Origin of the sequence: Roseixanthobacter glucoisosaccharinicivorans (assembly GCF_043195095.2) — a bacterium.
Classification (GTDB): domain Bacteria; phylum Pseudomonadota; class Alphaproteobacteria; order Rhizobiales; family Xanthobacteraceae; genus NCEH01.
Genome location: NZ_CM195538.1, coordinates 4,212,267 through 4,235,142, shown reverse-complemented (window position 1 = coordinate 4,235,142; position 22,876 = coordinate 4,212,267). Strand labels below are relative to the sequence as shown.

18 protein-coding genes are annotated in these 22,876 nt (G+C 66.9%); 12 read left to right on the top strand and 6 right to left on the bottom strand.

The features are described 5' to 3' along the window. Positions 1–42: 42 nt before the first annotated feature. The 4 genes from V5F78_RS19585 (at position 43) to glk (ending at position 4,289) form a co-directional block, all read left to right on the top strand. On the top strand, positions 43–1,011 hold the full coding sequence (locus V5F78_RS19585) for a Bug family tripartite tricarboxylate transporter substrate binding protein (RefSeq protein WP_394070319.1): 969 nt from the start codon (positions 43–45) through the stop codon (positions 1,009–1,011). A 268-nt stretch (positions 1,012–1,279) separates the two neighbouring features. Beyond that, entirely contained in the window at positions 1,280–1,744 is a 465-nt protein-coding gene (locus V5F78_RS19580; protein WP_394070317.1) for a tripartite tricarboxylate transporter TctB family protein, read from the top strand. Further along, on the top strand, positions 1,744–3,240 hold the full coding sequence (locus V5F78_RS19575) for a tripartite tricarboxylate transporter permease (RefSeq protein WP_394070315.1): 1,497 nt from the start codon (positions 1,744–1,746) through the stop codon (positions 3,238–3,240). The genes V5F78_RS19580 and V5F78_RS19575 overlap by 1 nt, the downstream gene beginning before the upstream one ends. A gap of 98 nt (positions 3,241–3,338) precedes the next feature. Further along, positions 3,339–4,289, top strand: coding sequence for a glucokinase (glk, locus tag V5F78_RS19570; protein WP_394070313.1), 951 nt, complete (start codon positions 3,339–3,341; stop codon positions 4,287–4,289). Positions 4,290–4,316: 27 nt separating this feature from the next. On the opposite strand, the gene V5F78_RS19565 is transcribed toward glk, so the two are convergent. Next, complete coding sequence (locus tag V5F78_RS19565) at positions 4,317–5,195, bottom strand: LysR substrate-binding domain-containing protein (protein WP_394070311.1); 879 nt, start codon at positions 5,193–5,195, stop codon at positions 4,317–4,319. Between the two features lie 143 nt (positions 5,196–5,338). On the opposite strand from V5F78_RS19565, the gene V5F78_RS19560 reads away from it, so the two are divergent. From V5F78_RS19560 to V5F78_RS19535, 6 genes are read left to right on the top strand one after another with little or no spacing between them, the layout of a single operon-like run. After that, complete coding sequence (locus V5F78_RS19560) at positions 5,339–6,139, top strand: transporter substrate-binding domain-containing protein (protein WP_394070309.1); 801 nt, start codon at positions 5,339–5,341, stop codon at positions 6,137–6,139. Between the two features lie 39 nt (positions 6,140–6,178). Then, complete coding sequence (locus tag V5F78_RS19555) at positions 6,179–6,841, top strand: amino acid ABC transporter permease (protein WP_394070307.1); 663 nt, start codon at positions 6,179–6,181, stop codon at positions 6,839–6,841. A gap of 3 nt (positions 6,842–6,844) precedes the next feature. Further along, positions 6,845–7,495: an amino acid ABC transporter permease gene (locus tag V5F78_RS19550; RefSeq protein WP_394070305.1), complete on the top strand. Its 651-nt coding sequence runs from the start codon at positions 6,845–6,847 to the stop codon at positions 7,493–7,495. After that, entirely contained in the window at positions 7,482–8,204 is a 723-nt protein-coding gene (locus tag V5F78_RS19545) for an amino acid ABC transporter ATP-binding protein (protein ID WP_394070303.1), read from the top strand. Before V5F78_RS19550 ends, V5F78_RS19545 begins: the two co-directional genes overlap by 14 nt. Before the next feature lie 44 nt (positions 8,205–8,248). Further along, positions 8,249–9,520 carry an allantoate amidohydrolase gene (locus tag V5F78_RS19540; protein ID WP_394070301.1) on the top strand — a complete coding sequence of 424 codons (1,272 nt, stop codon included), beginning with the start codon at positions 8,249–8,251 and terminating at the stop codon, positions 9,518–9,520. Beyond that, entirely contained in the window at positions 9,517–10,761 is a 1,245-nt protein-coding gene (locus V5F78_RS19535; RefSeq protein WP_394070299.1) for a M20/M25/M40 family metallo-hydrolase, read from the top strand. The genes V5F78_RS19540 and V5F78_RS19535 overlap by 4 nt, the downstream gene beginning before the upstream one ends. A 30-nt stretch (positions 10,762–10,791) precedes the next feature. Here the strand turns inward: V5F78_RS19535 and V5F78_RS19530 are convergent, their stop codons facing one another. The 5 genes from V5F78_RS19530 to V5F78_RS19510 form a co-directional block, all read right to left on the bottom strand. Continuing rightward, on the bottom strand, positions 10,792–14,133 hold the full coding sequence (locus V5F78_RS19530; RefSeq protein ID WP_394070297.1) for an EAL domain-containing protein: 3,342 nt from the start codon (positions 14,131–14,133) through the stop codon (positions 10,792–10,794). Position 14,134: 1 nt separating this feature from the next. Next, complete coding sequence (locus V5F78_RS19525) at positions 14,135–14,515, bottom strand: response regulator (RefSeq protein ID WP_394070295.1); 381 nt, start codon at positions 14,513–14,515, stop codon at positions 14,135–14,137. After that, complete coding sequence (locus V5F78_RS19520; RefSeq protein ID WP_394070293.1) at positions 14,512–16,014, bottom strand: PAS domain-containing sensor histidine kinase; 1,503 nt, start codon at positions 16,012–16,014, stop codon at positions 14,512–14,514. Before V5F78_RS19520 ends, V5F78_RS19525 begins: the two co-directional genes overlap by 4 nt. Positions 16,015–16,404: 390 nt before the next feature. After that, positions 16,405–18,303 (bottom strand): molecular chaperone HtpG, encoded by a 1,899-nt coding sequence (gene htpG, locus V5F78_RS19515; RefSeq protein ID WP_394070291.1) that lies wholly within the window; start codon positions 18,301–18,303, stop codon positions 16,405–16,407. 118 nt (positions 18,304–18,421) lie between these two features. Next, entirely contained in the window at positions 18,422–19,435 is a 1,014-nt protein-coding gene (locus V5F78_RS19510; RefSeq protein ID WP_394070289.1) for an NAD-dependent epimerase/dehydratase family protein, read from the bottom strand. An 85-nt stretch (positions 19,436–19,520) separates the two neighbouring features. On the opposite strand from V5F78_RS19510, the gene V5F78_RS19505 reads away from it, so the two are divergent. Together V5F78_RS19505 and V5F78_RS19500 are read left to right on the top strand one after the other, a co-directional pair. Further along, the gene (locus V5F78_RS19505; protein ID WP_394070287.1) at positions 19,521–20,417 is read left to right on the top strand and encodes a LysR family transcriptional regulator; all 897 of its coding nucleotides are present in this window, start codon (positions 19,521–19,523) and stop codon (positions 20,415–20,417) included. Positions 20,418–20,501: 84 nt separating this feature from the next. Next, a complete protein-coding gene (locus V5F78_RS19500; RefSeq protein ID WP_394070285.1) occupies positions 20,502–22,859 on the top strand; it encodes an Orn/Lys/Arg family decarboxylase in 2,358 nt (785 codons plus the stop codon). Positions 22,860–22,876: the final 17 nt, after the last annotated feature.

Here is a 22,876-nt window from a genome sequence, read left to right as displayed (position 1 = left end):
GGCGGCAAAGGGGCCACAAGGGCCTCACAACGGGAGGAATGCATGAAACGATTGCTCGTCGCCGGGCTCAGCCTCGCCATGTCCGCACTGCTGCCGTTGGGTGCCGCCAAGGCGGCTTATCCTGACCGGCCGATCACGCTGATCGTGCCCTGGGGCGCGGGCGGCGGCACGGATGCGGTGGCGCGGATCATCGGATCGCTGATGGAGCGCGATCTCGGCCAGCCGGTGGCGGTGGTGAACCGCACCGGCGGCCAGGGCGTGGTGGGCCACCAGGCGATCGCGGATGCGGCACCGGACGGCTACACCATCGGCCTGCTGACGGTGGAAATCGCCATGATGCACTGGGCCGGCCTCACCAAGCTCGACCCCTCCTCCTATACCCCGATCGGCCTCGTGAACGAGGATCCCGCCGGTCTCCAGGTGCGCGCCGACGCGCCCTACAAGACCGCGCAGGAGGTCATCGACGACGTCAAGAAAAACCCAGGCAAGTTCAAGGCCTCCGGCACCGGGCAGGGCGGCATCTGGCATCTGGCGGTGGCCGGCATGCTCTCCTCGCTGAAGGTGGACCCGGCGAGCGTGCCCTGGGTGCCGAGCGCGGGGGCCGCGCCCGGATTGCAGGACCTGATGGCCGGCGGCGTGCAGATCGTCACCTGCTCGCTGCCCGAGGCGCGCTCGCTGATCGACGCTGGCCGGGTCAAGAGCCTCGCCATCATGGCCAAGGAGCGCTCCAAGCTGATGCCCAACATCCCGACCCTGAAGGAAGCCACCGGCAGCGACTGGACGATCGGCGCGTGGCGCGGCATCGCCGGGCCGAAGGGCCTGCCGAAGGAGATTTCCGACAAGCTCATCGCCTCGGTGAAGAAGGCGTACGAAAGCAAGGAATACCAGGACTTCCTGACCAGTCGCGGCTTTGGCGGGAAGTGGGCGGAAGGTCCCGCGTTCGGCGCCTTTATGGCCCAGAGCGACGCCGCTTTGGGTGCGGTGATGAAGGAAGTGGGGCTCGCGAAATAGCGGCCTGCCGCTCACGGGTTTGTTTCGCCCCTCACCCCAACCCTCTCCCCGGCGGGGAGAGGGGGCGTCGAAAGAGTCCTTTGCTGCAAAGGCGGGACGCTGGGTTCACCTCTCCCCGCCGGGGAGAGGTGGGCCGCGAAGCGGACGGGTGAGGGGTGCCGGCCGTGCCGCTAAGCGCGCGCCCCCGTCAGATGGGCCGGAGCGCCTTTAGTCCCCCGCAAGAGGGGATCAGCCCAACCTACGTTTCAGTGCACCCAAGGACTGCACCATGCGCGTCAATGATTTGATCCTCGCCATCGCCGTGATGATCGGGGCTGCGGCGCTGGCCGCCGCGGCCTCGACCCTGCCGCCCATTCCCGGCCAGAAGTTCGGCGCCGACGTCTTTCCCATGGCGATCGCCGGCGGCCTGTTCCTGTGCGGCCTCGTGCTGGCGGTGCAGAGCCTGCGGGCCGGGGCGGGGCCCGCGCTGATGCTCGGCTGGGCGCGGGAACTGCCCGCCCTGCTGCGTGCCGGCGGCGCGCTGGCGGCGGTGGTGCTGTACCTGGTGTTGGCGCCGCTGACCGGCTTCATCATTGCCTCCACCCTCATGCTGCTGGCCCTGTTCCTGATGCTGAAGGTGCCGCCCCTTGCGGCGGTGCCGGTGGCGTTGATTGCGACGCTGTGCGTCTATTATTCCTTCGCCCACGGCCTGCGCGTTCCGCTGCCGCGCGGCCTGATCGAGGGCATGCTGTGATGGGCGCCATCGAAGCCGGCATCGGCCTCGTGCTGCATTGGCACGTCATTCTCACCATCTTCATCGCGGCGGCGTTCGGGCTGGTGGTGGGGGCAATTCCCGGCCTCACCGCCACCATGGCCATTGCCCTGCTGGTGCCCATCACCTTCTTCATGGATCCGATCTCGGCGGTGGGCGCCATGATCTCCTGCTCGGCCATGGCGATTTTCGCCGGCGACATTCCGAGCACGCTGATGCGCATGCCCGGCACGCCGGCTTCCGCGGCCTATACCGACGAATGCTATGCCATGACCCGCAAGGGGCAGGCCGAGGTGGCGCTGGGCGCCAACGTGCTGTTCTCCGCCCTCGGCGGCCTGTTCGGCACGGCGGTGCTGATCGTCTCGGCGCCGCTGCTGGCGGAGGTGGCGCTGGGCTTTTCCTCGTTCGAATATTTCTGGCTGGCGCTGCTCGGGCTGACCTGCGCCATCTTCATCGGCTCCGGCTCGCCGGTGAAAGGGCTGATCTCCCTGTTCCTGGGCCTGTTCGTGGCGTGCATCGGGCTCGACAATCCCGCCGGCATCCCGCGCTTCACCCTCGGCAATACCGACCTCATGAGCGGGGTGGACTTCATCCCCGCCATGATCGGCCTGTTCGCGGTGTCCGAGGTGATCCGCGCCATGGCGTCCGGCGCCAAGGACTGGGACGTGAAACAGACCTCGCTCGGCAATCCGCTGCGCGGCTGGGGAGCGATGTTCCTCAAATACTGGCCGCAGCAGATCCGCGGCAACATCACCGGCACCGCCATCGGGATTCTGCCCGGCGCGGGGGCGGATATCGCGGCCTGGGTCTCCTATGCCATGAGCCGGAAATTCTCCAAGACCCCGGAAAAGTTCGGCACCGGGCACGTAGAAGGCATCATCGAGAGCACCTCGTCCAACAATGCCGCGCTCGCCGGGGCCTGGGTGCCGGCGCTGGTGTTCGGCATTCCCGGCGACAGCATCACCGCCATCGTCATCGGCGTTCTGTATCTGAAGGGCCTCAACCCGGGCCCGACGCTGTTCCTCAACAATCCCGAATCCATCTATGCGGTATTCTTCATCTTCATCATCGCCAACCTCGCCATGATCCCGCTGGGGCTCGCGGCGCTGAAGGCGGGTACGGCCCTGCTCAAGGTGCCGCGCCGCATCCTGATGCCGGTGATCCTGCTGTTCTGTGTGGTCGGCGCGTTCGCGGTGAACAATTCGATCTACGGCGTCATCCTCATGCTGGCGTTCGGCGTGCTCGGCTTCTTCATGGAAGAGCACGACGTGCCGATCGCGCCCTGCGTGCTCGGCATCGTGCTCGGCAAGATGCTGGAGGAAAGCTTCGTCACCTCCATGATCAAGGCCGACGGCGACCTGCTGGGCTTTTTCTACCGGCCGATCTCGGCGGGGCTCGGCATCGTCACGCTCGCGGTGCTGCTGCTGCCGCTCTTTGGCGTGCTGCGCCGCCGGCTGGGGGCGCCGCGTGCCGCCTGACGGCGCATCTTCCGGCCGCGCGTCCGGATTCTTGCCTTGAATAGACCGGAAAGGCCGCCCACTTCTAGGATTGCGACCTTTCCTGCCATGGATGCCTGATGCCCGCGACGCTCCTTCTTGCCGATATCGGCGGTACCTCCACGCGCATCGCGCGCGCCGGCCGAGACGGCACCTTGTTCGACCTGCGGGTGGAGGCGAACGATTCCTATGCCAGCCTGGAAGACCTGTTCGGCGTCTATCTGTCCAACATCGGCGGGCCGCGTCCGTGCGCCGGCGTGTTCGCGGTCGCAGGTCCGGTGGACGGCGACGAGGTGAAGCTGACCAACCGGGCCTGGCACTTCTCCCGCCCGGAGCTTGCCCGCACCCTGGGGCTCGACGAACTGACCGTACTCAATGATTTCGCGGCATTGGCCCATGGGGTGGTGGGCCTTGGGCCGCAGAACCTCGTGACAGTGGGCACCGGCAAGGCGGTGGAGGGCGCCCCGATGCTGGTCTGCGGTCCCGGCACCGGGCTCGGCACCGCGCTCGTGCTGCCGCGCGGCGAGGGCTATGATGTGCTGCCGGGCGAGGGCGGGCATGTGCGGTTCGGCGCCGTCACTTCCGAGGAAGCGCGTGTGCTTGCCCATCTGGTGCAGGATCTCGGGCCGGTGAGCGTCGAGCATGTGCTTTCCGGAACCGGGCTCGTGCGGCTGCATCGCATCCTCAGCGGGGAGATTGCTTCCTCCCATTCGATCATCACCGCTGCGCTCTCGGGCCAGCGCAACGAGCGTGAGACCTGCCACGTGTTCCTACGCCTGCTGGGACGCGTGGTGGGGGATTTCACCCTGCTGACCCTGGCGCGGGGGGGCGTGTTCATTTCCGGCGGGGTGGGGGCGGCGATGGCGCAATTGTTCGCCGAATCCCCGTTCCGCGCGGCGTTCGAGGATCATCCGCCGTATCAGGCCCGCCTTGCCGCCATCCCGGTGCGGGTGGTGGTGCATCCCACGCCCGGCCTGGTCGGCGCGGCGGAAGTGGGCCGGCGCCTGCTGGCTGCCCTCGAACCCGTCTGAGGGCGCGCACGCGGGTCGCCCGCTCCCTCAGACGCGTCCCGCCATCTGCCGCCAGCGCAGGAATTCATGCACAGCGGGCGACTGCTCGCGCCGCCGGTAGATCATATAGACATCCGCCACCAGGGCCGGGGCGATGGGCACGAACACCACGTCGTCGCTGGTGAAAGCGGCGGTGGAGGCCGGCACAAGCGACACCCCGAACCCCGCCGCGATCAAGCTCGGAATGGATTGGGAATCCACCACCTGTTGGGAGATGCGCGGCAAAAACCCCGCATCCACGCAGCAGCGCTGGAGATAGCGGGCGAATTCCGAGGAATCCGGATGCAGCATCACATGCTCGTCCGCGCTCAATTCGGCGAGGCCCACATGGGGCCGCCCGACGAGGCGATGGCCGCGCGGCAAAATCACCGAAATGGCTTCCTGCCACGCCAGCGTGCTCGCCAGCTCCGCGCTGTCGGCCACCGAGCGGTTGAAGCTGATGTCCGTGCGCAGCTCCAGCACCGCCTTGACCTGGAGCGCGGGCGCCTGCTCGAAGATCACCGTGCGCACGTCCGGGGCGTGTCGGCGATAGGCCGAGAGCCATTGGGCAAGGCCTCCGCGCAGAATGGTGCCGGTGGCGCCGATGGCAATGGTGCCGCTGCGCCCGGCGCCGATGGCCTTCACGTGTAGCCGCGTGCGCGCCGCCTGTTCCAGCAGGGCGCGGGCCTGCGCCTCCAGTTCCTGCCCGGCGGCGGTCAGTTCCACCCTGCGGCTCGTGCGGGTGAAGAGCTTCGTGTCCAGCTCCGCCTCAAGCTGAGCGATCTGCTGGGACAGCGGCGGCTGTGAGATGTTCAGCCGCGCCGCGGCGCGCGTGAAGGACAGCTCCTCGGCGACCGCGAGGAAATAGCGAAGCTGGCGCAGATCCATATTCAAAACATATCTATTAAGTCCAACGATATATTGGACCTATGCCTGTTGCGGCGCAACACTGCCCTCAATAACCGGACCGGGCTGGGTGCGTCCCAGGCTGAAGCACCGGTGGGGAACAATCGCAAAACAGGAACTTCCAGATGACACGGGTTAAAAGTTTCCGTCTCGGGTGCGCCGTCGCGGCGCTTGTGGGTGTGTTCGCGGCCGGCGCCCTGCGCCCCGCTTCGGCCGATACCTTGGCCGATATCGAAAAGGCCAAGGTCATCAAGATCGCGGTGCCGCAGGATTTCGCGCCGTTCGGCTCGGCCGGGCTCGATCTGAAGCCGGTGGGCTATGACATCGACATGGCCAATTACATCGGCCAGCAACTGGGCGTGAAGGTCGAGATCGTGCCGGTGACCAGCGCCAACCGCATCGCTTATCTTCAGACCAAGAAGGTGGACCTGGTCATCTCCAGCCTCGGCAAGAATGCCGAGCGCGAGAAGGTGATCGATTTCTCGGTTCCCTACGCGCCGTTCTTCTCCGGCGTCTATGGCCTGAAGGGCGAAACCTCGGCCAAGTTCGACGATCTCGCCGGCAAGACCGTGGGCGCGACGCGCGGCTCCATCGAGGAGCAGGAATTGACCAAGAGCGCGCCCGCCTCGGCGACCGTGAAGCGCTACGAGGACAATAACGCCACCATCTCCGCCTTCATCTCCGGTCAGGTGGACCTGATAGCAACCGGCAATACGGTGGCCGCCGCGATCGCCGAGAAGAGCCCGGCCCGCAAGCCGGAGCTGAAGTTCATCATCAAGAACAGCCCGTGCTATGTGGGCTTGAACAAGGACGAGCCGGCCTTGCTCGCCAAGGTGAACGAGATCATCGCCAAGGCCAAGGCCGACGGCACGCTCGCCAAGTTTTCTGAGAAGTGGCTGAAGGCGCCGCTGCCGGCCGAGTTCTGATCCCCGCCGCAGTCTCAACAGCCAGCGGGGGGCGGTCGCATGACCTATCACATGAGCTTCGGCGACCTGCTGCCCTATTGGGGCGTCCTGGCGCGCGGATTGCTCTACACCATCATCCTCACGGTCGTTTCGACCGTCACCGGCCTCGCCGTGGGAACGGCGGGCGCCTGGGCCCGGAGCTTCGGGCCGAAATGGGCGGGGTACGCCGTCGGCGCCTATGTGGAGTTGATCCGCAACACGCCGTTCATCGTGCAGCTGTTCTTCGTATTCTTCGGCCTGCCGGCGATCGGCGTGAAGATGACGGAATCGCAGGCCGCGTTCCTCGCCATGGTGATCAATCTCGGCGCCTATTCCACCGAGATCATCCGCGCCGGCATCCAGGCGGTGCCGAAGGGCCATCTGGAGGCGGCGGCATCGCTCGCCATGAGCCGGCTGGAGACGTTCCGATACGTGGTGCTGAAGCAGGCCTTCATGAAGGTCTACCCGGCGCTCTCCTCGCAGATCGTCATCGTCATGCTGGGGTCGGCGGTGGTTTCGCAGATCTCGGCCGAAGACCTGACCTACGCGGCGAATTTCGTGCAGTCGCGCAACTTCCGGGCCTTCGAAGTCTATCTGGTCGCCGCCTTTCTCTACTTGCTGCTGGCCATCGCCATGCGCGCCCTGTTGCGTGGCATCGGCCGGGCCCTGTTCCCGAAGGCCTGAGCCATGATCGAATTCAGCTTTGCGATCATCCTTGAAAACCTGCTGCTGGCGACGCGCTGGACCATTCTCCTGTCGCTCATCGCCTTTGTCAGCGGCGGCCTGGTGGGACTGCTGGTCCTGTTCGGCCGCGTCTCCAAGCACGAAGTGCTGCGCCTTCTCACGGCGGGGTACATCGAATTCTTCCAGGGCACACCGCTTCTGATGCAGCTCTTCCTGCTGTTCTTCGGCATTGCCTTGTTCGGCATCGAGGTCAGCCCCTGGGTTGCAGCCTGGCTGGCGCTGACCTTCTGGACCAGTGCGTTCTTGTCGGAGATCTGGCGCGGCTGCGTGGAATCGGTTCCGCGCGGCCAGTGGGAGGCCTCCGGAACGCTCGCCATGAGCTATCTGGAACAGATGCGCTACGTCATCCTGCCCCAGGCCATGCGCATCGCGGTGGCGCCCACGGTCGGCTTCTCGGTGCAGGTCATCAAGGGCACGGCGCTCGCCTCGATCATCGGCTTTGTCGAACTGACCAAGGCCGGGACCATGCTCAACAACGCCACCTTCCGCCCGTTCCTCGTCTATTCGCTGGTGGCGCTGATCTACTTCTGCCTCTGCTTCCCTCTGTCCTGGTGTTCCAAGCGCCTGGAGGCTCGTCTCAATGTCGCTCGTTGATATCCAAGATGTCCGCAAGAGCTTCGGTCCCCTCGAAGTCTTGAAGGGCGTATCCATCGAGATCGGTCGCGGCGATGTCGCGGCGATCATCGGCCGCTCGGGCAGCGGCAAGAGCACGCTGCTACGCTGCATCAACGGGCTGGAGGAATTCCAGGCCGGTGCCATCACGGTCGACGGCATGGCGGTGGGCAAGACCGATCTGCGCATCCTGCGCCGCCATGTCGGCATGGTGTTCCAGCAGTTCAATCTCTTCCCCCACCTCACGGCGGGCGAGAACGTGATGCTGGCGCCCACCGTGGTGGCGAAGCTCCAGAAGGGCGAGGCGCGCGAGCGGGCCGCCGCCTTGCTGGAGAAGGTCGGCCTTGCCGGCAAGTTCGATGCCTATCCAAGCCAGCTCTCGGGCGGCCAGCAGCAGCGCGTCGCCATTGCGCGGGCGCTCGCCATGGAGCCGACCGTCCTGCTCTGCGATGAGATCACCTCCGCCCTCGACCCCGAGCTGGTGAACGAGGTGCTCCGCGTGGTGGAGCAACTCGCCAGCGAGGGCATGACGCTGATCCTGGTGACCCACGAGATGCGCTTTGCCCGCGACGTCGGCACCAAGCTCATCTTCATGCACCAGGGCCGCGTGCATGAGGAGGGCGCGCCGAAGACGCTGTTCGCCAATCCGCAGACGCCGGAACTCGCGCAATTCGTGACCGGCGCGCACTGAACGCCATGCGTTTGCGCAAGGCTATAAAACGAGAGGCCGCACTCATGGAGCCTGCGCGCGAGGCGCTGCCCGAAGCGTTGCCCGAAGCCATGGCGACCCGCATCGTGGCGCGGATCGACGAACTCGCAGCCATCTCGCAGGATGACGGCGCGATCACCCGCGTGTGCTTCTCGCCCGAGCACCACCGCGCCGCCGATCTGATCCTCGGCTGGATGCGGGGGGCCGGCATGACCGCCCGCATGGACGAGATCGGCAATGTGTTCGGCCGCTATGAGGGCACCTCGCAGGGCATGCCCTGCCTGATGGTGGGCTCGCATTACGACACCGTGCGCGACGCCGGGCGCTGGGATGGGCCGCTCGGGCTCATCACCGCAATCGAATGCGTCGCGCGCATCGCGCAGGCGGGAACGCGCCGGCCCTATGCGCTGGAGGTGATCGGCTTCGCGGACGAGGAGGGCGTGCGCTTTTCCTCCACGCTGCTCGGCAGCCGCGCGGTCGCCGGCACGTTCGATGAGGGCGTGCTGGAGACGCGCGACGCCGCGGGCGTGAAGGCGCGTGACGCCATCGCCGCGTTCGGGCTCGATCCCGCCCGCATCCGCCGCGCCGCCCGCCGCCGCGCCGATATCCTCGCGTATCTGGAACTGCACATCGAGCAGGGGCCGGTGCTGGAGGCGCAGGATTTGCCGGTGGGCGTCGTCACCGCCATCAGCGGCGCGAGCCGGTTCGCGGTGGATCTCACGGGCATGGCCGGCCACGCCGGCACCGTGCCCATGGGCCTGCGGCGCGATGCGCTCGCCGGGGCCGCGGAATGCATCCTCGTCATCGAGGCGCTGTGCCGCGATGCCGGCGCGGGCGTGGTGGGAACGGTGGGCCAGATCCAGGCCGCGCCGGGCGCCACCAACGTCATTCCCGGCGACGTGCGCTTCACCATCGACTTGCGCGCGGCCACCGACGCCCAGCGGCGCACAACCGTCTCGGCGGTGGTGGAGGCGATCGACGAGATCGCCGCGCGCCGCCAGCTCAAGGCGCGCATCACCAAGACCCACGACAATTCCACGGCGCAGTGCGCGCCCTGGTTGTGCGCGCAGCTCGCAGATGCCATCGCGGCGTCGGGCTATCGCGTGCATGCGCTCCCGAGCGGGGCGGGGCATGACGGCATGGCGATGATCGACATCACCGACATCGCCATGCTGTTCGTGCGCTGCCGCGGCGGCGTCAGCCATCATCCGAGCGAGCATGTGGAAACGCGCGACGTCGCCGCCGGCGCGAAAGTGCTGCTGCATGCCATGGAACACTTCACCCCAAGGGCGTCATGACCGACCAATTCAAGACAGCGATCATCGAAAGCCTCGCCGCCCGAAAGGAGGCCGAGATCCAATTCCTGGCCGCGCTGGTGCGCATGCCGTCCGACAATCCGCCGGGCGATTGCGCGCCCCATGCGGCGCTGGCCGCGCGGCTGCTGGAGGACCTGGGCTTCGTCGTGGAGCGCCATGCGGTGCCCGACGCGATCGTGCGCGACGGCGGCATGGTGAGCGTCACCAATCTCGTGGTGCGCGAACGGTTCGGCGAGGGGCCCACCATTGCGCTGAACGCCCATGGCGACGTGGTGCCGCCAGGGCTCGGCTGGACGTTCGATCCCTACGGCGCGGACGTCTCCGACGGCTTCATGTATGGGCGCGGAGTGGCGGTTTCCAAGTCGGATTTCGCCACCTATGCCTTCGCCCTGCTCGCCTTGCGAGATGCCGTGCGGGCCGGCGCGCGCTTCGCCGGCACGGTGGAGCTGCATTTCACCTATGACGAGGAGATGGGCGGCCTGCTCGGCCCCGGCTGGCTGCTGGCGCAGGGCATTTCTAAGCCGGATTATGCGCTCTCAGCCGGTTTCTCCTACGACATCGTCACCGCCCACAACGGCTGCTTGCACCTGGAGGCGGAGATTCTCGGCCGCTCGGCCCATGCCGCCATGCCGGAAACCGGCGCCGACGCGCTGGAGGCGGCGACCGGCGTCCTGGCCGCGCTCTATCGCCTGCGGCACCAATTGCGCGAAAACGTCTCCTCCCTGCCGGGCATCGGCGCACCGGGCCTGACGGTGGGGCTGATTTCCGGCGGCATCAACACCAATGTGGTGCCGGACAAGGTGACGCTGCGCATCGACCGCCGCATCACCCCGCAGGAGGACGCGGCGGCGGCCGAAGCCGACCTCAGGGCGCTGATCGAGCAGGAGGCCGCCGGCTTCCCCGGCATCTCCTGCCACTTCCGCCGCCTTCTGCTGGCGGAACCGTTCGTGCCCATGCCGGGCCAGGATCGCCTGGTAGCGGCGATCCAGCGCGCGGCGTCGGGGGTGATGGAGCAGCCGGTGGGAACGAAGGGCGTGCCGATCTACACCGACGCACGGCTCTATTCGGCGGCGGGCATTCCCACCGTGCTCTACGGCGCCGGCCCGCGTACCCTGCTGGAGGCGAACGGCCATCGCGCCGACGAAAAGCTGTTGCTCGCCGACCTCGAACGGGCGACCCATGTCGTCGCCCTGGCGTTGGCGGAGTTGCTCGAGGTCCGGTGAGCGCCCCGCCGGCCTTGCCGGTGGATGCCGCTAGCGCCTGTAGTCGCCGAGGAATTTCGTCAGGCCCTTGGCATCCAGCGGCGGGCTGAACAGATAGCCCTGGATCTCGTCGCAGCGCAGTTTGCTCAGCAGGTCCATCTGCTGGCGGGTCTCCACGCCTTCGGCGATCACCTTCAGCCCGAGTGAATGGGCAAGCGAGATGATGGCGTCCACGATCATCATGGTATCGCGCCGCGGTGTCATGCCGGAGACGAAGGAGCGGTCGATCTTCAGCGCGGAAACCGGGAGCTGGGCCAGATATCCCAGCGAGGAATGGCCGGTGCCGAAATCGTCGATGGCCACCTGAACGTCGCGCGCGCGCAATTGCTGGAGCTGCGCCACCGTGCGCTCGATATCCTCCATGGCGGCGCTTTCCGTCAGCTCGATCTCGAGCCACGGCGCGGGCCAGCCGGAGGCGGGCGCGGGTGCCATCTTGTCGAGGATGGCGAGCACCTCCTCGACGAAGTTCGGCTCGCGCATCTGCACCGCCGACACGTTCACCGCCACCGGAATATAGGGCAGCCCCGCCGCGATCCAGGCGGATTGATCCTCCATGGCGCGGCGGATCACCCACAGCCCGACATCGACGATCATGCCGTTTTCTTCCAGCAGCGGCACGAACTGGCTCGGCTGCATCATCGTTCGCTCGTCGTCCTGCCAGCGCAGCAGGGCTTCCAGGCCGATGATGTTGCCGGTGGAGATTTCCAGCTTCGGTTGATAATGGAGCGTGAACTCCTCACCCGAAAAGGCCTGGGCAAGGCGCATTTCCACTTGCATGCGCCGCGCCATTTCCTCGTGCATGCGCGGCTCGTAGAACGAGATCCGGGTGCCCGTATTGCGCGCCCGGCGCAGCGCGGTCTCCGCATTGGCCAGCAGGGCGTCGGCGTCGTCGGCATCGACGGGATAGATGGAGACGCCGGTCTGGAAGGTGAGGGTCACCTCGTGCGTGCCCACCTTGAACGGCTCGGAGAAGGCCTCGTCCAGGGAATGATCCATGCGCAAGGTTGGTTCGCTCGCGGTGGTCTTGTTGGGCAAGAAGCTCGCGAACAGATTGCCGGAGATGCGCGCCACCCGGTCTGGAAACCGCGAGGCCGCTTTCAGCCGGTGCGCCACCTGGCGCAGCACGTCGTCGCCGGCGGCGCGGCCCAGCGTGGTGTTGATCGAAACGAAATTGCGCAGGTTCCCCACGACGACCAGAAGCTGCTCGCCGTCATCGCGGGCATTGTGCATCGCCTGGCGCAGGCGTTCGAGGAACAGGGCGCGGTTGGGCAGCCCCGTGAGGCCGTCGTACTGATTCAGCTGCGTCAGCCGCTTCTGGGTCGAGAGATGGGTCAGCGCGAACGAGATGTCAGCGACCAATTGCTTGAGGAGGAGCATTTCCTCGGCGGTGAAGAAGCCGCAGACGCGCGCCCGCAGCACAAGCACCGCGATCAGCCGCGTGCCTTCCGCCAAGGGCAGCGCGACGCACGAGGCCTTGCCCCCGAGCGCGTCATTGTCGATGGCCGGGGCGGCGGTTGCGATCGCCGTGGCGATCAGCTCGGCGGTATCAATCGGCGCAAGGCCCGTGCCCGGTAGCGTGGGCGGCTCGCCCTCCCCATAGGTGGCGACCCGGAGCACCCGCGACCCGCCGTCCGGCGCGGCACCCTCCAGCAGGACCACCTCAGCCTTGACGAACTCGCCCTCCTCCACCGCGATCTGGCAGGCGCCCTCCAGCAAAGCGGCACGATCGTCCACGCGGACGATCAGGGAATTGATGCCGCTGAGCACCGCCCGGATGCGGGAGAGTCGCACGAGGCGCAGTTCCTGCCCGCGCCGGTCGATGAACTGTCCCACCTGGCTGCCCATGGCCGTGAACAGAGCGCTCAGCGCCGGATCGGAGGTGTGCGGCCCGGCACCGAAGAAGCCGAGCACGCCGATCACCTTGCCACCGGTGACGACCGGAAACGCCAGCGCGCTATCCATGCCCAGGGCGCGGACCGCACTCGCGCGACGGCACACCAGGCCGAGATTCGCCGCGTCGAGCCAGACCGGGGCGCCGCTCTCCCAGGCCCGGCCCAGCAGGCCTGAGCCCTTGGGAAAGTCATAGGCGCTCGTGCGGGCGAGAAAATCGGCGGCCGCCGCGCCGTCGGCATGCCAGGTGGCGACATGGCGCAGGCGGGCCGCATCGGCATCCACCTCCCAGAGCTCGCCCAGCTGAAAACCGGCGAGGGCGCAGATGGTGCGCAGGATTTCCGGGGCTGCCTGATCAATGGTGGACGTTTCCGCCAGCACGCCGGCGAGGGCATATTGGCTCTCCAGCCGCCATTGCGCCGCCGCACGCTCTGCAACTTCCCCCTCCAGCTGCCCAGAGCGTTCCGCCAGCTCGCTGAACAGGCAATGATTCTCGAAAATGCGCCCGACATAGGCGGCGAAGATGGAGAGCAGGCGCTCGTCGTCGGGCGAGAATCCGTTTCGGCCGATCTTGTTCGAGGCGCAGACCCAGCCGAACGCGCGGGTGGCCGAGCGCACCGGCACGAACAGCAGCGAGCGCACCCGCGGAAAGGCCACCGGCAGGCCGAGGTTGGACGCGTCCGTGGGCTCGCCGAGATGGCGTGCCGCACCGTTGGCGCCGATCGGAATGGGCTGCGGCCCGTTGCGCAGGAGCTGGCTTTCCACCTCGCCGATCAGATCCTCCGGCAGTCCGCTCGCCGCCGCATAGCCGGCCCCCGGATGGTCTGGTTCCCACAGCCCGACCACCGCATGGCGCGCGGCGACGAGATCGCGGGTCCAGCGGCAGAACACGCGCGCGATGTGCAGGGGCTCGCGCTCTGCCGCGATCTGGAGGCTCATTTCGATCAAAGCCATCAGGCGGCTGGTGGTCCATTCCAGCTCCTCCGTGGCCTGCACCAGCTTGTCGGACACCAGCCGAAGGTGCTTGCGGTCGAAGCCCGGATGTTCTTGCTGCCCGGTCGGAGCGATCGTGCGCTTGCGCGTCAGCACGTCGTTGACCACTTCCAGGATGAGCGCGGGGTCTGCCGGCTTGGTCAGCACATATTGAACGCCGCACGCCTGGGCGAGGGTGAGCGCCTCGCGCTCATTGTAATGGGCGGTGTAGAAGATCACCGGCACATCGGCGAGCCCGCCCGCCTGCCGCAGGGCGCGCACAAGCTCGTAACCGTCGCCCGACGGCATCAGGATATCGGAGATGACCAGATCGGGAAATTCCGCCTGCGCGATGGCCAATGCGGTCGTGCCGTCGGCGGCCTCGATCAGCCGGTGGTCGCCGTACTTGAGCAGGGTAACCAGGAATTCGCGGTTGATCGCATGATCGTCGACGATGAGGATGGTCGCCATGTCATCGGCTCGATCGCTGAGGCGCCAGGTGACGGCCGATCTGCTGTGCAAATGTCTCCGGGTCGATGGGTTTGGAGAGATAGTCGTCGAACCCTGCGGCGATGATGTTTTCGCGATCCCCCGACATGGCCGAGGCGGTCACCGCCACGACCGGGATCCCGGCAAGGTCAGGGTCCTGCTTGATCGCGGCGACGATTTCGAAGCCGTTCATGCCGGGAAGCTGGACGTCGCTGATCACAAGATCCGGCCGCTGCCCGCGCGCGAGATCAAGACCCACCCGCCCGTCGCCGGTTTCAATCACCTCGTGGCCGTTGCAGCGCAGAATATAGGTCATGAGCTCGCGGCTGGTGGGGTGGTCTTCGATGACCAGGATCTTGGTCATGATACCGATCCTGCCGGCAAGATGAGTGTGAAAGTCGAGCCCTTGCCATATTCGCTTTCCAGCTTGATGCGTCCTCCCAGGTGTTCCGCCAGCCGGCGGCTGATGTGCAGGCCGAGTCCGCTGCCTTCGCGCGGGCCGGTTTCGGATTCGAAGCGCGCGAAGGCGTCGAACACGGTCGGCATGTGCTCGGCGCGGATGCCGACGCCGGTGTCGGATACGGTGAATTGCACCTCGTCCGCTGCGCCGTCCAGCGCCGGGCCGAGCCCGACATGAATGCTGCCGTGGTCGCAGAATTTCACCGCATTGGCGCACAGATTGGTGAGGATCTGCGTCAGAGCGCGGCGGTCGGTGCGGGCGATCAGGTTCGCCTCGGGCATGTCGAGGCCGAAGCGAAGCCCCTTCTGCTCGACCTGGTGCAGCAGAGCGCCGAACACGCCGCGCAGCACCTCCTGGCACACCACCGGCTCCATGCTCAGCTCGAACTTGTCGGCCTCGATGCGGGCCAGGTCCAGCAGGTCGTTGATCAGCGACAGCAGGTGGCGCCCGCTGCTCTGAATGGTCTTCAGCTGGCGCTCCTGATCATCGTTGAGCGGACCGGGCAGGCGCATCAGCAAGGTGCCGGTAAAGCCGATGACGGCATTCAGCGGTGTACGCAATTCGTGGCTCATGGTGGCCAGAAAGCGATCCTTGGCTTGCATGGCGCTGGCGAGCTGCTCGTTCTTCTCCCGCAGCGCCGCCTCGAAGCGCTTGCGCTCGGTGGCGTCGCGGATGGCGCTGAGCACCAGCGTGCCTTCCGGCGTCTGGAGCGGGCTCAGGCTGATGTCGACCGGAAATTCCGAGCCGTCGGCGCGCCGTCCATGCAATTCGAGCCCGACGCCCATGGCGCGCACGCGCGGCTGCGCCACATAGCCTGCGCGATGGCGCAGATGGGCCGCGCGCAGGCGCTCCGGCAGCAGGCGTTCCACCGGCTCGCCGATCAGGCTTCCCATCGCATAACCGAACAGCTCCTCGGCCTGGCTGTTGATCAGCACGATGCGGCCGGTGGCGTTCAGCACGACGATCGCGTCCGGCATGAGTTCGAACAGGTCACGAAAGCGGGTTTCCAGCAGCTTTGCGTCGCGCTGCACGCGCAATTGCGTCACATCCTTCTCGCCCAGCACGATCAGCGGGGCGCCGTCGCCGGTGCCATTGGTGTGGGTGATGCGCTTGGCGGTCACGTCCACATACATCAGCACGCCGTCCTTGCGACGGCGCAGGGCCTCATAGGTGCTGGGGCCGCGGGCGGGCAGGTGGTTGAGCGGGTCGGCGGCGCCGTTCGGCGCGTCGCTGGGCAGAACCAGTTCGCGCAGCCGCCCGCCGATCGCCTCGCGCTGGGCATAGCCATAGAGCCGCTCGGCGCCGCGATTCCACACCAGGACGCGCTGGTCGGCGTCGATGGCTATCACCGCGTCGGGTGCCTCCTCGAGGATCAAGGCATCGTAGCCACCGTCGCTGTCCATCGTGCGAGGGTCTCCGCTCGGGTGCGTATATGACCCGAATTAGCGTGCAGCTAACTAACGGGCCTTTTCACTGAGCGTGCCGGCACGCTTCGTCAGCGAGTATCATTCACCATTATAATGATCTCGCACAACTTGCGATAGACGTTCTGGGCGGAAATCACTTCCCTATTACTGAAATACCACGCCGATCTGTTCGCCAGTGCGAAATCAATGGGGTGCGGCACGGGAAACTTCCGCCGCCCGGCTTGCCGCCCCGGCCGAGCAGCTGTGATCGCGGGCGATTATTCTGGCACGACGGACTTCACGCGGGTTGCGCACATGGGCCCGGCGGAAGCGCCGGACCCTGGAGCGCGCGCCGACCGGGCTGGATCCGCCCGATCGGCCTCAGGTTCAGCGCAGCGCGCGGGCGATCAGCCGGCCGAGCCGGGCGGAAAAAGCGCGCGGATCGCTCGGGCGTTCGCCATCGGCGATCTGCGCCTCATCGAGCAACAGGCGCGCGGCGTCCTCGCGGAAGGCGGCCTCGTCCTCGCCCAGCTCTGCCAGCTTCACCACCAGATCGTGGCGTGGATTGATTTCCAGCACCGGCTTGGCGCCGGCACCGCCGCGCCCGGCGCTGGCCAGCAGTTTTTCCAGCTGCCGATCCATCCCGGTGTCGGCGGCGACCAGGCACACCGGGCTTTCGGTGAGACGGTCGGATGCGCGCACGTCGGAGACCGCCTCGTCCAGGGCCGTCTTGAGATAGGCGATGAAGGCCGAAACCGCCTCGCTCGCTTCGGCGGCGGGCTGGTCGGCGCCCTCCAGCAGCGGGATCAGCTTCAGGTCCGCCGAGCCCTGGGTGACGGATTTGAACGGCTTGCCCTCATAATCGAGGCCGGCCGTCACCCAGAAGCTGTCCACCTGGTCCGGCAACAACAGCACCTCGATGCCGCGGGCGCGGAACCCCTCGAGCTGCGGGGAGGCGGCGATGCGCTCCAGGTCGGTGCCGGTGGCATAATAGATCGCGGTCTGGTTCTCCTTCAGGGCCGCGACATAATCCTTCAGCGTGCGCCACGCGCCGCCGGCGGCCGTGGTCTTGAAGCGGGCGAGGTTCAAGAGCGCGCTGCGGCGCTCGTAATCCTCATAGAGCCCTTCCTTCAGCACCGGGCCGAAATTCTCCCAGATGGCCGCATAAGCGTCGGCATCGTTGGCAGCGAGCTTTTCGAGTTCGCTGAGGATGCGGTTGGAGACGCCTTTCTTGATGGCGGCGAGGATCGGGCTTTCCTGGATCATCTCGCGCGACATGTTGAGCGGCAGGTCGGCGGAATCCACCAGCCCGCGCACGAAGCGCAGGTAGCGCGGCAGCAATTCGGCTTCGTCGGTGATGAACACGCGCTTCACATAGAGCTTCATGCGCCCGTGGCGGTCCGGGTCGAACAGATCGAAGGGCTTGCTGCCAGGCACGAAGGCGAGCACCGCATATTCGTGCCGTCCTTCCGCGCGATAGTGGAGGGTCAGCGCCGGATCGTCGAACTGGCCGGCGACGCTGCGATAGAAATCGGCATATTCCGCTTCGCTTACCTCGGACCTGGGCTTGGTCCAGAGCGCCGCGCCGTCGGCGATCTCGGAGGGCTCTTCCTCGCCGGTGCCGATCAGCACGATCGGCACCGGCACATGACCCGATTGGGCCTTGACGATGCGCTCCAGATTGTAGCGTTCGCAATAGGCGAGGGCGTCTTCCATCAAGTGCAGCACCACGCGGGTGCCGCGCGCGGGCGCTTCCGCCAGATCTATCGGGGCGATGGTGTAGGTGCCCTTGCCATCCGAGGACCAGAGCGCGGCCTGTTCGGTGCCGGCGCGACGCGAGATGACGTTCACCTTGTCCGCCACCATGAAGGCGGAATAGAAGCCGACGCCGAACTGGCCGATGAGTTGGGTGCCTTCCCCGCCCGCATTGGCGGCGATGCGATCCATGAATGCCTTGGTGCCCGAGCGCGCGATGGTGCCGAGCGCCTCCGCCATGTCGATCGCGCTCATGCCGATGCCGTTGTCCTCGATGACGAGGCGGCGCGCCTCCGCATCGGGATGCAGGGTGATGCGCAGCTTCGGGTCGTCGCCGAGAAGGGTGGGCTCGCTGATCGCCTCGTAGCGCAGCTTCTCGCAGGCATCGGCGGCGTTGGAGATCAGCTCGCGCAGAAACACGTCCTTGTCCGAATAGACCGCGTGCACCATCAGGTGCAGCAGCTTGGCCACATCGGCCTCGAAGGCGTGGGTCTCGGGGGCGGGGGCGCTTGGGGCGCTCTCGGTGGTCATGGCGGCAGCTCTCCAGTTGAAGGCGACGACCAGATGGCGGATGCCCCCGCCGATTTCAAGGGCGCGCCCGGGCGGGCGTCGTCCGCCAGGGCAATGTCTCGCCGATCACGCCCCGCTCTCACGGTGCGGTCTGATGGCGCGGAATACCGGCCTCGTCTGGCAAGCAGCCGATGCCCGCGAGGGTCTCGCGCACCGCCGTGACGAGAGGTGTATGGGGTTCCGCACCAAGAACCGCTACGAGGCGGGCATTGTTCATGCGCAGCGGCACCCGCCAGAGATAACGCATCTCGCCCATTTCCCGGAACGTGGTCACGAACGGCGCGGCGAGCGGGACCAGCCACCAGGGAAAGGGCCGGATCTTGAGATCCGGCCGGCCGCAAGCCGCGCGGATAGCGGCGCTCATCGCGTGCCCGTCGGCGTCCCAATGGCCGTCCATGTGGAACACCTCGAAAGCGCCGAGCGCGTCGCCGCGTTCCGCCAACTGCACCATGGTCCGCGCCACGTCGGGCAGATAGGCCCATTGGTGCCCGATGCCCGGCCGGCCCGGCACGCTGATGGCACGCAGCGGCCGGCCGGGCCGCACCAGGCCTTGCGAGAACCAGTTGTTGCCGGCATGGGGGCCGAAGAAATCACCTGCCCGCACGATCAGCGCCCGCACTCCTTCGGACGAGACCGCGCGGAGCCGGCGTTCCATGGTGACGCGAATCGCGCCCTTGCGGGTGCTCGGGTTCTGCGGGGCGTCTTCGCCGGGCGCGAGGAAGGCGTCGGGGCCGAAATTATAGACCGTGCCCGGCAGCAGGATTCGCGCGCCGCTTGCTCGCGCCGCCGCGATGGAATTCTCCAGCATGGGTATTACGAGCTTATCCCAGTCGCGATAGCCGGGCGGGTTGACGGCGTGGACGATGAGGTCCGCGCCCCGCGCCGCCGCCACCACCGCGTCCGCATTCATGGCATCGCCCTTGATCCAATGGAGGCCGCGCTCCGGCCGGTGCCAGCGCGGGGCGGCGGTTTCGGGATCGCGGGCCAGCGCGTTCACCGTCCAGCCCCGACGCAGCAGCTCCGCGGCCACCTCCCCGCCGATGCCGCCCGTGGCGCCCAGCACCAGCGCCGTCTTTTCCAGAGTGTCCGTCATGTTGGTCTCCCGTTCGGCGGGATAGAACGGCGTTTTGGGCTCATATGGAATTGTCAAATCTGGCGTCATAGCTAGTATGAAATATATGAGCCTGTCTTCCGCCGACTGGGAAAACCAACGCGCGTTTCTCGCGGTGCTGGAGCATGGCAGCCTCTCTGCCGCCGCGCGGGAACTCGCCGTGGCGCAGGCGACCGTTCGGCGGCGGCTGGAGGCGTTGGAGCGCGGGCTGGGGCAGGCGCTCTTCACCCGCTCGCCCTCCGGCCTTACGCCCACCGAGGCGGCGCGGGCCCTCGGGCCGCATGCACGTGCCATGGCGGCGGCTGCCGCCGCATTCGCGCGCACGGCCTCGGCGGACGCGGGCGCCGTCGCCGGCAGCGTCCGCATCACCGCGAGCGAAATGGTGGGCGCCCACGTACTGCCCGCCATCCTGGCCGAATTGCTGCAGCGCCACCCGCGCCTGCGGTTCGAGACCCATCTCAGCAACCGCACGCAGGATCTGCTGCACCAGGAGGCGGACATCGCCGTGCGCATGGTGCGGCCGGTGCAGAGCGCTCTGGTGGTGAAGCATGTGGGTGCGGTGAAGCTGGGCCTGTTCGCCGCGCCGGCCTATCTGGAGCGCGCGGGCGTGCCGCGAGATGTCGCCGATCTCGCCCGCTTCGCCATCGTCGGCCCGGATCGCGACGTGGATTTCCTGCGGGCCCTGGCGGCGCTGAGCGATGGCGTGGTGCCCGGCGCGCTGGCCTATCGCACCGACAGCCATTTCGCGCAGCTGGAGGCGATCCGCGCGGGGGCGGGCATCGGCGTGTGCCAGATCGCGCTTGCGGCGCGAACCCCGGTGCTGACGCGCGTTCTGCCCGATCTGTTCACGCTGCAGCTGGAAACCTTCGTCGCCATGCACGAGGACCTGCGGCAGGTGCGCCGGGTGCGCGCCACCTTTGACCATCTGGTCGCGCGCCTTCAGACCTATTGCGCCCTGACATGAGGCCGCAAGTTCGTGAGTCGCGCTGTCACGGCACTGTCATGAAACGCGTCGACACCTCCGGTTCGGATCAGAGCGGGTGCCCAGATGGATTATTTCAAGCGCTTCAATTTCCTGTTCGCGACCCCGGTCTTCGACGCCGAGGACCTGGAAGGCGCCCGCTACAACCAGATCGTCAGGGAGATTGAAAGCTCCGGCTTCGAGGTGGTGAAGGCGCGCAATCTGGAAGACGCGGAGATCGCCGTTCAGACCGATGCCGCCATCGGCTGCATGCTGGTGGACTGGGGCAAGAAGGGCCTGGAGGGCAAGACCGCCTCCCTCATCAACCTCATGCGCCGCCGCGGCCTCGATTTCCCGATCATCCTCCTTATCCGCCGCAAGCGCTTCGAGGATGTGCCGGTGGAGGTGCTGGACTTCATCGACGGCTATGTCTTCCTCTCCGAGGAGACCCCCGCTTTCATCGCCAAGAACCTCATCAGCCGGCTGAAGCAATACGCCGAGACGCTGAAGACCCCGTTCTTCGGCGCCCTGGTGGATTATGCGGAAGAGGGCAACCAGCTCTGGACCTGCCCGGGGCACAATGGCGGCGTGTTCTATTCCAGAAGCCCCATCGGCCGGGTGTTCATGGAGCATCTGGGCGAGGCGGTGTTCCGCGACGATCTCGACAATTCCGTGCTCGATCTCGGCGACCTGCTGACCCATGAGGGACCGGCCCTCCAGGCGCAGAAGGAAGCGGCGAAGATCTTCGGCGCAGAGAAGACTTATTTCGTGCTGAACGGGACTTCCACCTCCAACAAAGTGGCACTCACCGCTTTGGTCACCGACGGCGACCTCGTGCTGTTCGACCGCAACAACCACAAGGCCGCCCATCATGGGGCGCTGCTGATCGCCGGGGGCATTCCGGTCTATGTGCCCACCGTGCGCAATGCCTGGGGCCTCATCGGCTCCATGGAGTTCGCGGCGCTGGACGAAGCGGCCCTGCGTGAGCGCATCCGCACCCACCCCCTGGTGAAGGACCCCGAGGCGTGGAAGAAGCCGCGCCCGTTCCGCGTCGCCGTGGTGGAGCAGTGCACCTATGACGGCACGATCCACAATGCCGAGATGATCCTGAAAAAGATCGGCCACCTGTGCGACTACATTTTGTTCGACGAGGCGTGGGCGGGCTTCATGAAGTTCCACCCGCTCTATGCCGGGCGCTTCGCCATGGGCCTTGCCGATCTTGGCCCCGACGCGCCGGGCATCATCGCCACCCAATCCACTCACAAGCAGCTGGCGAGCTTCTCGCAGGCCTCGCAGATCCACATGAAGGACCGGCACATCACCGGCCAGAAGCGCCGCGTGGAGCACCGGCGCTTCAACGAGAGCTTCATGCAGCACGCCTCGACTTCGCCCTTCTATCCCCTGTTCGCCTCACTGGACGTAGGCGCGCAGATGATGAAGGGCCGCTCGGGTGAAGTGCTGTGGGACGACACGATCCGCCTCGGCATCGAGCTGCGGAAGAAGATCCGCGCGGTGCGGCGCGAGTTCGAGGAGAAGGAGCAGCGGGTAGAGCGGCGCTGGTTCTTCGAGCCATTCGTGCCGGATCGCGTGGCGATCCCCGACGTGTCGAGCCCCGGCGCGGTGCACGATGTGCCGTGGGAGAGCGTCGCCACCGACCAGCTCGCCACCAACCCGGCCTTCTGGCATCTGACCCCCGGCGCCGCCTGGCACGGGTTCGCAGGCATGGCCCCCGGCTTCGCCATGACCGATCCGAACAAGCTGACCCTCCTCACCCCCGGTTTCGACCGCGCCACCGGCGCTTATGCCGAGCACGGAATTCCCGCGCCGATCGTGGCGCAATATCTGCGCGAGAACCGCATCGTTGCCGAGAAGAACGACCTGAATTCCCTGCTCTTCCTGCTGACGCCGGGGGTGGAGGCGAGCAAGGCGGGCACGCTGATCAGCGGCCTCGTCGCCTTCAAGAAGCTGCACGACGACAATGCGCTGCTGGAGGAGGCGATCCCGGAATTCTTCCGCCGCCGGCCCGCCCGCTATGCCGGGGTGCGGTTGCGCGATCTGTGCGGGGAGATGCACCGCTTCTTCCGCGCGGCCAATGTCAGCGCGCTCCAGGCCATGCAGTTTTCCGCCGCGCACCTGCCCGATATCGCGATGTCGCCCCATGATGCGGCGCGTGCCCTGGTCCGCAACGACGTGGACTTCCTGCCCATCGACGCCATTTCCGGCCGCATCGCGACGACGCCGTTCGTGGTCTATCCGCCGGGCATCGCCACCATCGTGCCGGGCGAGCGGCTGACCGAGCGCGCGCAGCCGATGATTGATTATCTCAAGATGTTCGAAGCCTGCTTCAACACCTTTCCCGGCTTTGACGTGGAGATCCAAGGCGTCTATCGCCAAAACGATGCATCGGGCCGCGTGCGGCTCCACACTTATGTTGTCGCCGAATAGGGCGGGGAATGTCGGGT